13 protein-coding genes and 2 pseudogenes are annotated in these 14245 nt (G+C 63.1%); 8 read left to right on the top strand and 7 right to left on the bottom strand.

Annotated features, from left to right (window positions below; genetic code table 11):
- Positions 1–29 precede the first annotated feature (29 nt).
- The 6 genes and pseudogenes from ACVWW3_RS34525 to ACVWW3_RS34500 form a co-directional block, all read right to left on the bottom strand.
- Positions 30–1229 (bottom strand): ABC transporter substrate-binding protein, encoded by a 1200-nt coding sequence (locus ACVWW3_RS34525; RefSeq protein ID WP_247344223.1) that lies wholly within the window; start codon positions 1227–1229, stop codon positions 30–32.
- Positions 1230–1308: 79 nt separating this feature from the next.
- Entirely contained in the window at positions 1309–3147 is a 1839-nt protein-coding gene (locus ACVWW3_RS34520) for an AMP-dependent synthetase/ligase (protein WP_456672293.1), read from the bottom strand.
- A 125-nt stretch (positions 3148–3272) separates the two neighbouring features.
- Positions 3273–4061 (bottom strand): ABC transporter ATP-binding protein, encoded by a 789-nt coding sequence (locus ACVWW3_RS34515; protein ID WP_456672292.1) that lies wholly within the window; start codon positions 4059–4061, stop codon positions 3273–3275.
- Positions 4062–4064: 3 nt separating this feature from the next.
- Positions 4065–4825, bottom strand: a pseudogene (locus ACVWW3_RS34510) (ABC transporter ATP-binding protein).
- The gene (locus ACVWW3_RS34505; protein WP_456651714.1) at positions 4822–5973 is read right to left on the bottom strand and encodes a branched-chain amino acid ABC transporter permease; all 1152 of its coding nucleotides are present in this window, start codon (positions 5971–5973) and stop codon (positions 4822–4824) included. Before ACVWW3_RS34505 ends, ACVWW3_RS34510 begins: the two are co-directional and overlap by 4 nt.
- 5 nt (positions 5974–5978) lie before the next feature.
- A pseudogene (locus ACVWW3_RS34500) lies at positions 5979–6855 on the bottom strand (branched-chain amino acid ABC transporter permease).
- Positions 6856–7119: 264 nt separating this feature from the next.
- Between ACVWW3_RS34500 and ACVWW3_RS34495 the strand changes: the two are divergent.
- The 7 genes from ACVWW3_RS34495 to ACVWW3_RS34465 all read left to right on the top strand — a co-directional run bounded on the left by ACVWW3_RS34495 (position 7120) and on the right by ACVWW3_RS34465 (position 12761).
- Positions 7120–7869: an ABC transporter ATP-binding protein gene (locus ACVWW3_RS34495; RefSeq protein ID WP_456651715.1), complete on the top strand. Its 750-nt coding sequence runs from the start codon at positions 7120–7122 to the stop codon at positions 7867–7869.
- Positions 7866–9392, top strand: coding sequence for a permease (locus ACVWW3_RS34490; protein WP_456651716.1), 1527 nt, complete (start codon positions 7866–7868; stop codon positions 9390–9392). Before ACVWW3_RS34495 ends, ACVWW3_RS34490 begins: the two co-directional genes overlap by 4 nt.
- Positions 9393–9479: 87 nt before the next feature.
- Positions 9480–9734, top strand: a complete 255-nt coding sequence (locus ACVWW3_RS34485; protein ID WP_456651717.1) for an AbrB/MazE/SpoVT family DNA-binding domain-containing protein — start codon at positions 9480–9482, stop codon at positions 9732–9734.
- Complete coding sequence (locus tag ACVWW3_RS34480) at positions 9731–10135, top strand: type II toxin-antitoxin system VapC family toxin (protein WP_354103148.1); 405 nt, start codon at positions 9731–9733, stop codon at positions 10133–10135. The genes ACVWW3_RS34485 and ACVWW3_RS34480 overlap by 4 nt, the downstream gene beginning before the upstream one ends.
- A gap of 59 nt (positions 10136–10194) precedes the next feature.
- On the top strand, positions 10195–11007 hold the full coding sequence (locus tag ACVWW3_RS34475; protein WP_456651718.1) for an MBL fold metallo-hydrolase: 813 nt from the start codon (positions 10195–10197) through the stop codon (positions 11005–11007).
- A 65-nt stretch (positions 11008–11072) separates the two neighbouring features.
- Complete coding sequence (locus tag ACVWW3_RS34470; RefSeq protein WP_456651719.1) at positions 11073–11594, top strand: hypothetical protein; 522 nt, start codon at positions 11073–11075, stop codon at positions 11592–11594.
- A 117-nt stretch (positions 11595–11711) separates the two neighbouring features.
- Positions 11712–12761, top strand: coding sequence for an amidohydrolase family protein (locus ACVWW3_RS34465; protein WP_456651720.1), 1050 nt, complete (start codon positions 11712–11714; stop codon positions 12759–12761).
- A 97-nt stretch (positions 12762–12858) separates the two neighbouring features.
- Here ACVWW3_RS34465 and ACVWW3_RS34460 read toward each other — a convergent pair whose 3' ends face one another.
- Positions 12859–13314: a cupin domain-containing protein gene (locus ACVWW3_RS34460; protein WP_247344256.1), complete on the bottom strand. Its 456-nt coding sequence runs from the start codon at positions 13312–13314 to the stop codon at positions 12859–12861.
- 237 nt (positions 13315–13551) lie between these two features.
- Here ACVWW3_RS34460 and ACVWW3_RS34455 point away from each other — a divergent pair, with 237 nt between their 5' ends.
- Positions 13552–14106, top strand: a complete 555-nt coding sequence (locus ACVWW3_RS34455) for a hypothetical protein (protein ID WP_456651721.1) — start codon at positions 13552–13554, stop codon at positions 14104–14106.
- Positions 14107–14245 lie beyond the last annotated feature (139 nt).

The following is a 14245-nucleotide window of genomic DNA, read 5'->3' as shown; positions in this document are numbered from 1 at the left end:
GCACCGTTAGCGCCGCAAGAGCGATCCGATCAAAACATCAGATTGTCCTTCACCAGGACCCAGCGGCCGCCCTTGACCTGCTGCACCTGGGTGATGGTGTTGGCGAGGTGGTCGGTCTTGGAGAACTTGGTCGGCGGCGAGTTGAAGATGTCGAGGAACTTGTCGCCCGATTCCAGCGCGTCCAGCATCTTCTGGCCGGTCAGATCCTTGCCCGCCTTGTTGGCGTAGAACGCAAACGTCGTCACCGCGTTGTAGCCGATGATCGCCTGGGTGTTGGCATCGGTGTTGAACATCTTCTTGTAGTTGACGAGCCAGTCGTGGACCTTGCCCTTGGCGGTGTCCTCGTAGGGAATCTCGAACCCTGACGCTGCATAGAGGCCCTCGACGGCGTCCTTGCCGAGCGCCGGCACTTCCAGCACGTTGGTCGGCGTCGCCCCCAGGAAGGTGACGTCCCAGCCGAGCTTCTTCGCCTCCGTCATCGCGCCAATGGTTTCGCGGATCACGGTGCCGAGCACGACGAGATCGCAGCCGTCGGACTTCATCTTGGCGATCTGCGCGCTGAAGTCGGAGGCGCCGCGCTTGTAGCTCGTCACCGACGCCGGCTGCAGCTTCATGGCCGTCAATTGCTGGGTGAAGCCGTCGAGCACGTTCTTTCCGTACTCGTCGTCCTGGTGCATGATGCAGGGCTTCCCAAAATTCTTCCACTCCACCATGTATTTCAGCGCGGCGCGCGTGCTCTCGACGTAGGGCAAGAGGTTGTTGAACTTCAGCCGCTCCTGCGGCTTGGCCGGGTCGAACTTGAAGGTGAACTCGGCGGCGGTCAGCGGAAAGAGCTGGAGCACGCCGGCATCGAACAGGATGTCCTGCGCAGCCAGCGTCGGCGCCGATCCCATCGAGCCGATCATGACGAAGATCTTGTCGCGCTCGACCATCTTCTGCGAGGCCAGCACGCCCTTCTTCGGATCGTAGCCGTTGTCTTCGAGGATCATCCTGATCTTGCGTCCCTGGACGCCACCGGCCGCGTTGATTTCCTCGACGGCCATCTTCATGCCGTTGGAGACCGGCACGCCCCAGACCTTGATCGGCCCTGAAAGATCCTGATGGGTGCCGATGACGATCTCGGAGGCCGAGATGCCTTCATTGGTGACCTTGGTCTGCGCTGCGGCGGGCAGACTGGTGAGCACCACCGCGCCTACCGCAAAGCCGAACGCTCTCGACGATCTCGACATTGACGTCTCCTCTCCTTGGGGCCCGCATGATGCGAAGGGTGGGGGCCATCACTCCTTCGCTGTTTTCGAACGAGATTGGTCAAGCCACCGCCCGCGCGAGGTACATCGCCTCGATATCGGCGGCATAGCGCTTGTTCACGAAGCCGCGCTTCAGCTTCATGGTCGGCGTCAGCTCCTCGTCCTCCGGAGTGAGCTGGCGTTCGATCAGATAGAATTTCTTGATGGTTTCGACGCGGGCGAAATTGGCGTTGACCGCTTCGATCTCACGCCAGATCAGGTCCTGGATCTCCGTCGCGCGGCACAGGCTAGCATAATTGGTGAATGGGATGTCGTGGTCCTGGGCGAATTTCTCGACATTCTCCTGGTCGATCATCACGAGGCAGGTGAGGTACGGCCGCTTGTCGCCGATCACCACGGAATCCGAGATGTAGGGCGAAAATTTCAACTGGTTCTCGATCTCGGACGGCGTGATGTTCTTGCCGCCGGAGGTGATGATGATGTCCTTCATCCGGTCGGTGATGCGGACGAAGCCTTCATTGTCGATGGTGCCGACGTCGCCGGTATGCAGCCAGCCGCGATGGTCGATGGTCTCGGCTGTCCTCTCCGGCTGGTTCAGATAGCCCATGAACAGGAAGTCGCCCTTGATCAAAATCTCGCCGTCGGGCGACAGCGCGACCTCACCCCACGACACAGCCTTGCCGACCGAGCCAAGCTTGATCCGCTCCGCCGGCATCATGGTCGCGACGCCGCAATTCTCGGTCTGCCCGTAGAGCTCGTGGATGTCGATTCCGAGCGCGAGATACCAGCGGATCAGATCCGGTGCGATCGGCGCCGCGCCGGTGAAGGCGATGCGGCAACGGTCGAGCCCGATCATGCGGCGGATGTTGCGGAAGGCGAGCCGGTAAGCGATGCCGTTGGCGATGCGCAACGACAGCGGCAGCGCCTTTCCTTCGATCCTGCAATCGACCATGCGATAGCCGATGCCGATGGCGCGGCGGTAGACCCATTGCTGGAACGGCGTCGCATCCTTTAGCGCGATGGTGATGGCGGAATAGAACTTTTCCCAGACGCGCGGCACCGCGAGGAAGATGGTCGGCTGCACCTCGCGCAGATTGTCCGGCACGGTCTCCGGACTCTCGGCAAAATTCATCACCGAGCCGAGCGCGACCGAGATGTAATATCCGCCGATCCGTTCGGCGACATGGCAGAGCGGCAGGAAGATCAGCCGGTCGTCGTTCTCGCGGGCCGGGATGAAATCATTGGCGTGCCACATCTGATGCGTGACGCTGCGGTTGGCGTGCATGGCGCCCTTGGGCGGACCCGTGGTGCCCGATGTATAGACGAGAACCGCGAGATCGCCCGCGCCGCGACTGTCGACCATCTCCTGCCACAGCGCCTCGCGGCCGGCCATGTGGTTGCGCCCGAGCGCGCGAAACTCGTCGAGCGACATCACCATGTCGTCGGAGAAGCCGCTGAGGCCCTCCATGTCGAACACGATGACCTTTTGCAGAGACGGACAGCGCGCGCGGCAGGCCAGCACCTTGTCGAGCTGCTCCTCGTCCTCGGCGAAAATCACTTTGGTCCGGGAATCATTGACGAGGTATTCGACCTGGGACGACGCGTCGGTCGGATAGATTCCGGAGGAGACGCCGCCGGCGCATAGAATGCCCATGTCGGCATGGACCCATTCCGGCACGGCGTTGGCGATGATGGAGGCGACGTCGCCAGGCGTGAAGTCGATGGCGTGCAGCGCGTAGGCGATCTCCTTCGAGATCTCCAGCCATTCGCGCCAGCTCGTCGGCTGCCAGATCCCGAATTTCTTCTCGCGTATAGCCGGCCTGCTGCCCCGCATCTCCGCGGCGCGCAAAAAGCTTTTCGCGATGGTGTCAGCGACCGTCAGCACCGCCTGTCGAGCCATGCACGTCTCCTCCTTGTCGCGTTCTCCTCCGCTGCCTGCCTTGCCGGCGGTCTATTGTTACGGGCGGGTATCCTGATCTAACGCCAAGTCTTGCTCTAACACCAAGTCTTGCTCTAACGCCTGCTTTAACGCCAAGTCTTCTTCTTTTTCCAGCGCCGCTCGCCTCGCGCGCCCGCTTCCTTGGCGCCAAGGTAGAATTCCTGGATGTCCTGGGAATGCATCAAGCGGTCGCAGGTGTCGTTCATCACGATCCGGCCGATCTCCAGCACATAGCCGTAGTGCGCCGTCTCCAGCGCAACCTTGGCGTTCTGCTCGACCAGCAGGATCGACATGCCCTGCTCCTCGTTGACCCGGCGGATGATGGAGAAGATCTCCTTCACGAGCAGCGGCGACAGGCCGAGCGAGGGCTCGTCGAGCAGCAGCAGCGTCGGCCGGTTCATCAGCGCGCGGCCGATCGCGAGCATCTGCTGTTCGCCGCCGGAGAGCTGTCCGGCCGGTTGGTTGATGCGCTCCTTCAAACGCGGGAAATAGCCGTAGACACGCTCCAGATCTTCCGCAACGCCGTCACGATCCCTACGCGGATAGGCGCCCATCATCAGATTCTCGCGCACGGAGAGGAACGGAAACACCTCGCGTCCCTCCGGCACGTGGCTGAGGCCGAGCCGCACGATTCTGTCCGCCTCCATGCGTTGGATCGGCCTGCCCATGAACTCGATGGCGCCCTTCTGCGGATCGAGAATGCCGGAGATGGTCTTCAGCACCGTGGTCTTGCCAGCGCCGTTGGCGCCCAGCAGGGTGACGATACGGCCGCGCGGCACCTCCAACGAGATGCCGCGGATCGCCATGATCGGCCCGTAATAGCTCTCGATGTTGGAGAGCTTCAAGATGATATCGGGCGTGACGGCGGCGTCCATGCGTCAGGCTCCCAAATACGCGGCGACGACGTCAGGGTGTGCTGCTGCACTTCGGCGGGGGAGCCCGTGGCCAGCACCCGGCCGTAGTTCAGCGCAATGACGCGGTCGGAGACGCGGTTGACCAGCGACATGTCGTGCTCGACCATGAGCACGGTGACGCCGAGATCGTTCTTCAGGTCGCGGATCCAGAACGACATGCCGTCGGTCTCCTCGACGTTGAGGCCCGAGGACGGCTCGTCAAGCAGGATCAGCTTGGGCTCCGAGCACAGCGCACGCGCAAGCTCGATCACCTTGCGCACGCCATAGGGAAGGCCGGAGATCAGCTTGTCGCGATAAGGCTCGAGATCGAGGAACTCGATCACCTGCTCGACCCGGCGGCGATGCAGCTTCTCGCCCGCGCGCACGCTTGGCAGGAACAACAGCTCCTGCCAGAGCTGCGTGGTCGAATGCCGGTGGCGGCCGACCAAAAGGTTCGACAGCACGGTGGCATTCTCGAACAGCTCGATGTTCTGGAAAGTGCGGGCGATGCCGAGCCTTGCGATGTCGTAGGGCGGCTGCTCGGTGATATCCTGGTCCTCGAAGAAGATGCGGCCCGAGGTCGGCCGGTAGATCCGCGAGATCAAATTGAAGATCGAGCTCTTGCCAGCGCCGTTGGGTCCGATGATCGAGAGGATCTCGCCCCTCTCCACCGCGAACGACACCGCATCGACCGCCTTCAGCCCGCCGAAATGCAGCGACAGATTCTCTGCGCGAAAATAGCTCATCGGTTGCGCTCCGACTTCACATAGATCTTCTGCCGCTTGAAGGTGGCGCGCTTGTAGAGTGGGAACAGCTGGAAGAAGAGTTTTATCTTCAGCCAGCGGCCGTAGAGCCCGAGCGGCTCGAACAGCACGAACAATACGATAATGATGCCGTAGATCGCGCCTTTCAGGCCGTTGAGCGAGGCGAAGGCCGCGACCTTGGACTGGATGTTGGCCGCGCCTTGCGTGCCTGCTCCGAACGTCGCGGCAATGCCGGCGATGATGCCGGGCATGTCGTCCTTGAGGTAGGTCAGGAACGGATCGATCATCACGATGAAGATCGCCCCCAACACCGCGCCGTGCAGGCTGAAGGTGCCGCCGATCAGGATCACGATGATGAACTCGATCGAGAGCTGCAGGGTGAACATCTCCGGCGAGATGAAGGAGAGCTTGTGCGCGAACAGCACGCCGGCGAAGCCGGTGATCGCCGCCGAGATCGCAAAGGATTTGACTTTGTACAGCGCGACATTGACGCCCATGCTGCGCGCCGCGGTCTCGCTGTCGCGGATCGCGACGAAGGCGCGCCCGGTAGGTGAACGCAGCAAATTGAGGGTGCCGACGATGGTCAGCACCAGCACGGCAAGGCAGAGGAAATAGAAGGTCGGGCTGTCGCGCGAGACTGTGATCCCAAACAGCGCCACCGCCTTGATCCGCATGCCCTCATTGCCGTTGGTGACGCTCTCCCAGCGCGCCAGGATCTCTTCGACAATGAAGGCAAAGGAGATGGTGGCGATGACGAGATAAATGCCTTGCAGCCGCAGTGCGGGGAAGCCGACCAGCGCACCGATCAGACCGGTCAGGAGCCCGGCCGCGAGGAAATAGACCGGGAACGGCACTCCATATTTCTGCAGGTACGCCGCCGTATACGCGCCGATCGCGAGAAACGCCGCATGGCCGAGCGAGGCCTGCCCGGTGAAGCCCGTCAAAATCAGCAGCGCCACACCGACGGTCGCATAGATGCAGACGAAGACGAGTTGGCTCATCAGATAGCTGGAGAGCACATAGGGCGCGATCAGCAGCACGGCCAGCAGGAGACCGTATGAGACGAAATAGCCCGAATGCGGGAACAGCTTGATGTCGTCTTCATAGTCGGTCTTGAACAGGAAGCGCATGGCGTTCAGACCTTCTTGCGGACGTGACGGCCGAACAGGCCTTCGGGCTTCAGCAGGAGCACGGCGAGCAGCACGATGTAGGGCGCGACGTCCTTCCAGCCCTCGACCAGATAGAAGCCGGCCATGCTCTCGATGACGCCGATCAGGACGCCGCCGACGACGGCGCCGGGGATCGAGCCGAACCCGCCGAGCACGGCGGCCGGGAACGCCTTCAGGCCAAGCACCAGACCGACATTGGAATGGATGAAGGTGATCGGCGCCAGCAGCACGCCGGCGCAGGTCGCAACCGCAGCGCTGATCGCCCAGACGATCGACACCACGCGCTTGACCGGGATGCCCATGTAATAGGCTGCCAGCATGTTCTCGGAACTGGCGCGCATCGCGGTGCCGAGCATGGTCTTGTTGAAGAACAGCCAGAGCAACGTGCAGAGGATGACGGTGGCCGCGATCACCGAGAGCTTGTCGTAGGCGAGCACCAGCGAACCAATGCGCAGCACGCCCTGGCTGAACGGCGTGTCGATCTTGAAATCGTCGGTGCCCCAGATCATGCCGGCGACCGAGCGCAGGAAATAGCCGAGCCCGATGGTGGCCATGATGATGGAGAATTGCGGATAGCCGAGGATCGGCCCGCACCACCACGCGCTCGGCCAGCATGCCGAACAGCGCCATAGCCGCCACCGCGCCGGCAAAGCCGACCCAGTAGTTCAGGCCCAACATGCCGATGAAGGTGAAGGCAAAGAAGCCGCCCAGCATCATCAAATCGCCCTGAGCGAAGTTGACGACCTCGGTGGCCTTGTAGACGAGCACGAAACCGAGCGCGATCAGGCCGTAGACGCAGCCGAGCGCAACACCGCTGACCAGCTGCTGAACGAAATCCAGCATCGCCGCGCATCCTCCCGATACAACCGGCGGTTCTTCCTGACCGCCTTGCCGCATCTTGTGTTCAGTCGCTACGCAGTCGTTTCGCTGCGTTCGCGCCATTCGTCCCTTCGCCAATTCAGCCTGAACCGCCAAGCGCTGTCAACAAACGGTGACTTGCCTTTAGTCCAATCCGGACGACGGAATTTGCGGCAGCGCGATTCACGGTGCCGCAACATCTTCGGATCATGGTCGCGGGCGATGCAAAACCCGCAAAGTGTGGCCGTCATGAAGCCGGACGACTCGGCGCTCGAAGTCCTGGGGTTAACGAAGCGTTTTGACCGCCTGGCGGTCGATAGCCTCGATCTCACCATCCATGCCGGCGAATTCTATGCGCTGGTCGGCCCCAATGGCGCCGGCAAGACCACCACTTTGCGCATGGTTGCCGGCTTGCTGCGGCCCGATGCCGGCGCGGTCTCGATCTTCGGCATCGATGCGCTCCAAAACGCCGTCGCCGCCAAGCAGGTGATGGCGTGGGTCTCCGACGAGCCCATGATCTACGACAAGCTCACCCCGCTCGAATATCTCGAATTCGTCGCCGGTCTGTGGGGCATCGCACCATCGGTCTCGGAACTGGTCGCCGAGGGGCTGCTCGCCTCGCTCGGGCTCGAGCCGCACCGGCACGAACGCTGCGAGGGCTTTTCCAAGGGCATGCGCCAGAAGGTCGCTCTCGCCGGCGCACTGGTGCACGATCCCCGCCTCATCATTCTCGACGAGCCGCTGACGGGACTGGACGCCGTCTCCGCCCGCCACGTGAAGGGATTGCTGAGCGATCGCGTGCGCGGCGGCTGCACCGTCATCATGACCACGCATATCCTCGAGGTCGCCGAACGCATGGCTGACCGCATCGGCGTGATCGCAGCCGGGCGCCTGGTCGCGGAGGGCACGCTGACCGAGCTGCGCCAGCAGAACGGCCACGCCGATACCAGCCTGGAAGATCTCTTCATCGCGCTGGTGACGCTCCAGGAAGCCGCATGAGTTCGGCCACCGCGCTCTCCTGGTTTGCCCGCCACGAGCTTCGGCTCGCCTGGCGCGAATGGTTCGCCATGATGACCGGCGGGCGGCGCAAACGGGCGCGTGTCGCGGTGATCGGCCTGCTGTTGTTCGCGGCGCTGCTGCACGTGCCTGCCTGGGCGGTGATCGGCCGCTTCGCGGACCTGGAACTGCCGCTCGACAAATCCTCGCTGATCGTGATCTCGGCGACCATCTTTCTCGCCTGGACGTTGATGCTGTCACAGGCGATCGAATCGGTGACGCGGGTGTTTTACGCCCGCGCCGATCTCGACCTCATCATGTCCTCGCCCGCGACGCTGGCCAATCTGTTCTCGGTGCGCATCGCCGCGATCGCACTCACCGTCACGGTGATAGCGCTGCTGTTCTCGACGCCCTTCATCGACGTGCTGGTGTTCGGGGGCGGCGCACGCTGGCTTGCGGCGTTCGGCCTTGTCGTCGCCATGGGCCTGTCGGCTGCGGCGATCGCGATTGCCGTCACCATCCTGCTGTTCCGCCTGATCGGCCCGGCGCGGACACGGTTCGTCGCGCAGATCCTCGCCGCGATCATCGGCGCCGGCTTCGTGATCGCGCTCCAGGTCGCGGCAATCATGTCCTACGGCACGCTGTCGCGCTTCACCATCCTGACCTCGGGTAGCGTGGCTGACCATGCCCCCGACGTCGACAGCATCTGGTGGTGGCCGGCGCGCGCGGCCATCGGCGACAGCGAAGCGCTGCTGCTGCTTCTGGCGCTCGGCCTCGTGCTGCTCGGGAGCGTCATGGCGATCTTCTCGGGCCGCTTTGCAGACACCGCGATCGATGCCGCCGCCTATGGCGCATCCGGCCGCACAAGCGCGAAGGAGCGCCCGTTCCGCGGCGGGTCGCGGCAGCAGGCGCTGCGGCGCAAGGAGTTTTCGCTGCTGTGGCGCGATCCCTGGCTGATCTCGCAGACCCTGATGCAGCTGCTCTATCTGGTGCCGCCGGCGCTGCTGCTCTGGCGCAGCTTTGCCGACAGCTCCGCGGCGCTGACGCTGATCACGCCCGTCATCGTCATGGCGGCGGGACAACTCGCCGGCGGGCTCGCCTGGCTGACGATCTCGGGCGAGGACGCGCCTGATCTGGTCGCGACCGCGCCGCTAACTTCGTCCAGCGTCATCCGCGCCAAGATCGAAGTGGTGCTGATCGCGATTGCCGTCATCTTCTGCCCGCTGATCGCCGCGCTCGCTTTCGTCTCGCCATTCCAGGCCGCGGTCAGCGCCGGCGCGGTCATCGTCAGCGCGGCGTCCGCGACCGCGATCCAGCTCTGGTTCCGGGTGCAGGCCCGGCGCAGCCAATTCCGCCGCCGCCAGACTTCCTCCCGGCTTGCGACCTTCGCCGAGGCGTTCTCCTCGATCGGCTGGGCTGCCAGCGCAGCGCTGCTGCTCGCGCTGCCCATCGCCGGTCTCGTCAGCGGCCTGATCACCGCTAGCCTGGTCGCCATCACCTGGAAGTTCAGCCCAAGGCGTGAATAATTAGAAGGCGGGAGTGAAGGCGGCCTCCCTTGAAAGTAAGGATAAATTGCCTTACTTATCGAAGATCTCAAGGATCGAAGGAATCCCATGAGCACGCTCACCGTCACGGCAAAGGGGCAGGTCACGTTGCGGAAGGACCTGTTGGAACATCTCGGTGTGCATCCGGGCGATAAAATCTCGATAGAAAAGCTTCCTGGGGGGCGAGTTGAGGTGAAGGCAGTTCGGCCCACCGGGAAGATCTCGAATGCCTTCGGCTTCCTCAAAGGAAAGACGAACGGTCGATCGCTCTCGATCGAGGAGATGAACGCGGTCATTGCTGATGGCTGGGCCGGCAAGCGATGAAGATAACACCCGACACCAACGTCTTGGTGCGGGTGTTGGTCGGCGATGATGCCGAACAGAGCAAGTTGGCCGAAGCCCTTCTGGAGAACGCGGACCTAATAGCCATCTCGATTCCCGCATTATGCGAGTTAGCTTGGGTCCTCTCACGAGGCTACAAAACCTCTGCTGGAAATATCGCGGCTTCGATCCGGCACTTGATCAATGCCTCCAATGTGGTCGTCAACCGGCCCGTAGCTGAGGCTGGATTAGCGCTCCTCGACGCCGGAGGCGATTTTGCCGATGGCGTCATCGCCCACGAAGGCAATTGGCTTGGGGCCGATACTTTCGTGTCGTTCGACAAAAAGGCCGTGAAACTGATCGAGGCGAGCGGCGGAATGGCGCGGCTCGCCAGCACCACATGACGCGAGGATAATTCGTAGATACACTCATCAGATCGTCGATAAGCGGCGGACGGTTCCTGATGTCTCGACTATTGCTGACGGTCTGTGCGCTTCTCGGTTGGCTGGTAACACCTGCCTTCGCCCAGCAGCCTCAGCGCAGCGAATGCCTGGCGATGGCGAATGCGGCCCCCCGCGTGACGCCTGTCGCGTTCCGGCAGGCCGCGGCCTCGGCTGAAGTCCAGATCACCTATGCCGGCCATTCCACCTATTTCATCGACACGCCCGGCGGCTTGCGCATCGCCACCGATTATAGCGGCGCCTATCAGGTGGGACGGCTGCCCGATGTCGCCACCATGAACCGGGCCCACAGCACGCATTACTCTCTGCATCCCGACAGGCGCATTCCTCATGTGCTGCATGGCTGGGGCGAGGACGGCAAGCCGGCGCTGGTTTCGGAGCGCATCGGCGACACCTTCATCCGCAATGTCACCACCGACATCCGCCGCTATTTCGGCGACGATTCCGGCGCCGACATGATCCGCGACGGCAATTCGATCTTCATCTTCGAGGTGGCGGGCCTCTGCATCGGCCATCTCGGCCATCTCCACCACAAGCTCGACGACAGCCATTTTGCCCAGATCGGGCGGCTCGACATCGTAATGGTGCCGATCGACGGCACCTACACTATGTCGCTCGACGGCGTCTCCGAGATCACCAAACGGCTGCGCGCCTCGGTGGTGCTGCCGATGCACCGCTTCGCGACCCCGCTCGACGAGTTTATGCGCCTCATCGGCCAACAGTTCGAGATCGACCGGCGCATGGAGCGAAGTTTCCGGATGTCGCGGGATGCGCTGCCGTCGAAGCCGACGGTGATTATCCTCGACGGCGTCTGACGCGCAATTTTCTCCAAGCCGGCCATCGGCCGGCCGTGCTGGTCTCCTGAGCAGAGGAGATCGACATGACAGACTTTGCGAGATTATTGCATGCGGACGGACCGAACCCCGAGCACGCGGCGGCGCTCCAGCTTTATGGCCGCTTCGTCGGCGATTGGGATGCCGAGATCAGCGCCCATGGCCCCCACGGAACGAAACACACCGCGCCCGGCGAAATCCATTTCGGCTGGGTGCTGGAGGGCCGCGCCGTGCAGGACGTCTGGATCATCCCGCGCCCGACAGGCAGCCCGGCCTTGCCGATCGCCGGCAATTGGTACGGCACCACGCTGCGGGTCTACGATCCGACCATCGATGCATGGCGGATTTCCTGGTTCGATCCCGGCCGTAGCGTATTCCGCCAACAGATCGGCCGTCCGCGCGGCGAGGACATCGTGCAGCAAGGCACGACCGAAGCCGGCGACCTGACGCGCTGGAGTTTTACAGAGATCACCGAGGACTTCTTCCACTGGCTCGGCGAGGTCAAGCCGGCTAGCGCAACCGATTGGCGGCTGATGGTGGGTGTGAAGGCGAAGCGGCGCAAGGGCTAACGACGGCGCCGCTGTGCCCGCGATGACGGGTGCGGTTGCGCAACGCGCGCTGCTGCGTGCGAGGACAAGGTGCTAGGCTCCCAGAACAAGAAGCATACGCAAGGGGAGCGAACGCCGATGGCTGCAAGCAGTCTGCCCGCCAACACGAGCGGGCTATTCGTCGAGCCGCGCGAGGACTGGCTCGCGCTGCATCAGGAGGAGATCATCGATCCCTTACGGCCGATCGTCGATCCCCATCACCATCTCTGGAATCGCGGACACCGCTATCTGATCGAGGAGATGGCAGCCGATGTCGCCTCCGGCCACAACATCATCGCCACCGTCTATGTCGACTGCCGCTCGATGTATCGCGCGCACGGGCCCGAAGCATTCCGGCCCGTCGGCGAGGTCGAGTTCGCCAACGGCGTGGCCGCGATGAGCGCGAGCGGCGCTTACGGCAAGGCCGCGATCTGCGCCGGCATCGTCAGTCACGCCAATCTTCTGCTCGGCGACGCCGCAAAGCCGGTGCTGGAGGCCGAGATCGCCGCGGGCAACGGTCGCTTCCGCAGCATCCGGCATTCCTCGGCCTGGGACGAAGACCCCGCCGTCGCCGGCATGTATGCGAACCGGCCGAAGGGATTGTTGCAGGACCCGACGTTCCGCAAAGGCTTTGCCTGCCTCGCGCCGCTGAACCTCAGCTTCGATGCCTGGCTGTTTCATCCGCAGATCGGCGAGCTGACCGAACTTGCCCGCGCCTTCCCCGACACCAGGATCGTGCTCGACCATTGCGGCGGTCCGGCCGGAATCGGCCGCTTTGGCGGGCGGCGCGAGGAGGTGTTTCCGCAGTGGCGCGCCTCGATCCGGGAGATCGCGAAATGCGAGAACGTGGTAGTGAAGCTCGGCGGGCTCGCAATGTGTTTGCTCGGCCACGACTTCCATTTACGCGACAAGCCACCGTCGTCCGAGGAGCTTGCCGCGGCATGGCGGCCCTATGTCGAGACTTGCATCGAGTCATTCGGGGTGAAGCGCGCAATGTTCGAGAGCAATTTCCCGCCGGACAAAGGCCAGTGCAGCTACCAGGTGATCTTCAACGCCTTCAAGCGCATCGCCGCGCCCTTGAGCGAGACCGAGAAGACGGCGCTATTCTCGCAGACCGCGAGCGACTTCTACCGGCTCGATTTGCCATGAAAAGGTTTGCGCCATGACGGAAAGAGGGGCCGGGATGTTGATCCCGACCCCTCTTCCGTCGTAGCCGCTGGGAAGCGTCCTTGAAACTGTTTGAGCTCTAACCGGCGCCCATCAGCGAGGCGGGGCGGCGCTCGCCGGCGGAGACGAACATCCGCTTGAGCCTGTTGACGACGCGGATCAGGAAACCGATCATCGCGGGATTGGTCTTGCGGCAGAAGGCGATCTTCTTGACGTGGCCTTCGACGTGCCACTTGGCATGCGCGCCATCGCGGAAGAAAATGACGTCGCCCGGACCGTAGCGCTTCGGCGGCATGCCGTCGCTTTCGAGCACGATCGATCCTTCCATGATCATGATCGTCTCGTCGATATCGTAGTACCAGTTGAAGCGCCCTTCGGTGCAAGCCCAGATGATGGTCGAAGCGGTACCATCGGAGCTGGTGGACAGGACGCGCGAGCGCGACACCGGGTTGCCCTCGATGATCCAGGACGGCTCGATCGGCCGCAACTCGAGGTCCACACTGCAACTACCGATTTCAATCAATGAGCGCGACATCTTTTTCCCCTGGGAATAAAATATGACCGGCCGGGCTCGGCCCGGATTGTTTCAAAAGATGTTGGAACGCTAATAGCCGGCTTTTAATTCTTTCTTACGCGGGCCTCGACAATCAGCCGCAAGTTGCAGACCCGAAGCGGTTAACGTCGCGATTCCCCTGCATTTTCGTGCACATGAACCCACCTTTTCCGGGGTGCGACAAAGTGCGCGAACGTGACAATCGAAGGAGCCATGCCGATGCCCCTCACCCCGGAGGTCCTGATAGCCCAAGGCGAAGCCGTCGCCTGGCTCGGCAGCCTCGACGTCTCCTTCACAACCGACGAGGAGCCCTGGTTCACCGTCGACGGCATCGACAGCCCCCGGCAGATCGGCAGTGACGGCTCCGGCGGCGCGTTCGTGCTGCTGCCGTCGCAGAATGTGCTCTACGTCTCATCGGAAGGCCGCGCGGGAATTATCGCGGAGAGTTTCGAGGCTTTCGTGCAGCTCGTCGTCGCGCGCCCCTACTGGCTCGACATCCTCAAATTTTCCGCCGGCGGCGACCTCCCTCAGATGCGGCATGCGGCCGATGAGCTGGAGGCGACGCTCGACGACGAGGACGACGTCAACGAGGCCCGCGAGGAAATCCGCAGGGGCCTCGACCTGCCCGACTCGAGCGATCCGGTCGGCGCGCTCTACGACGCGGTGGCGGCTTCCGACGCCATCGTCCGGGCCACCGACGGCAGCCCGTTCACGACGCTGTTCAACCGCTTCAGTATCGACAACAGCCCGATGCTGCGCAACGCGGCCGCGTGAGAGGGGCTTGAGGGTACTTGCCCGGCCTGCATGGTTCGAGACGCGCCGTAACGCGGCGCTCCTCACCATGAGGGTCTAAGATGTCGCAACGAAGCAAGACCTCATCCTGAGGAGCCCGCCAATGGCGGGCGTCTCGAAG

It is taken from the genome of Bradyrhizobium sp. LM2.9, assembly GCF_054056555.1.
The sequence above is the reverse complement of the archived record's forward strand: the minus strand, read 5'-3'. Positions and strand labels throughout refer to the sequence as shown.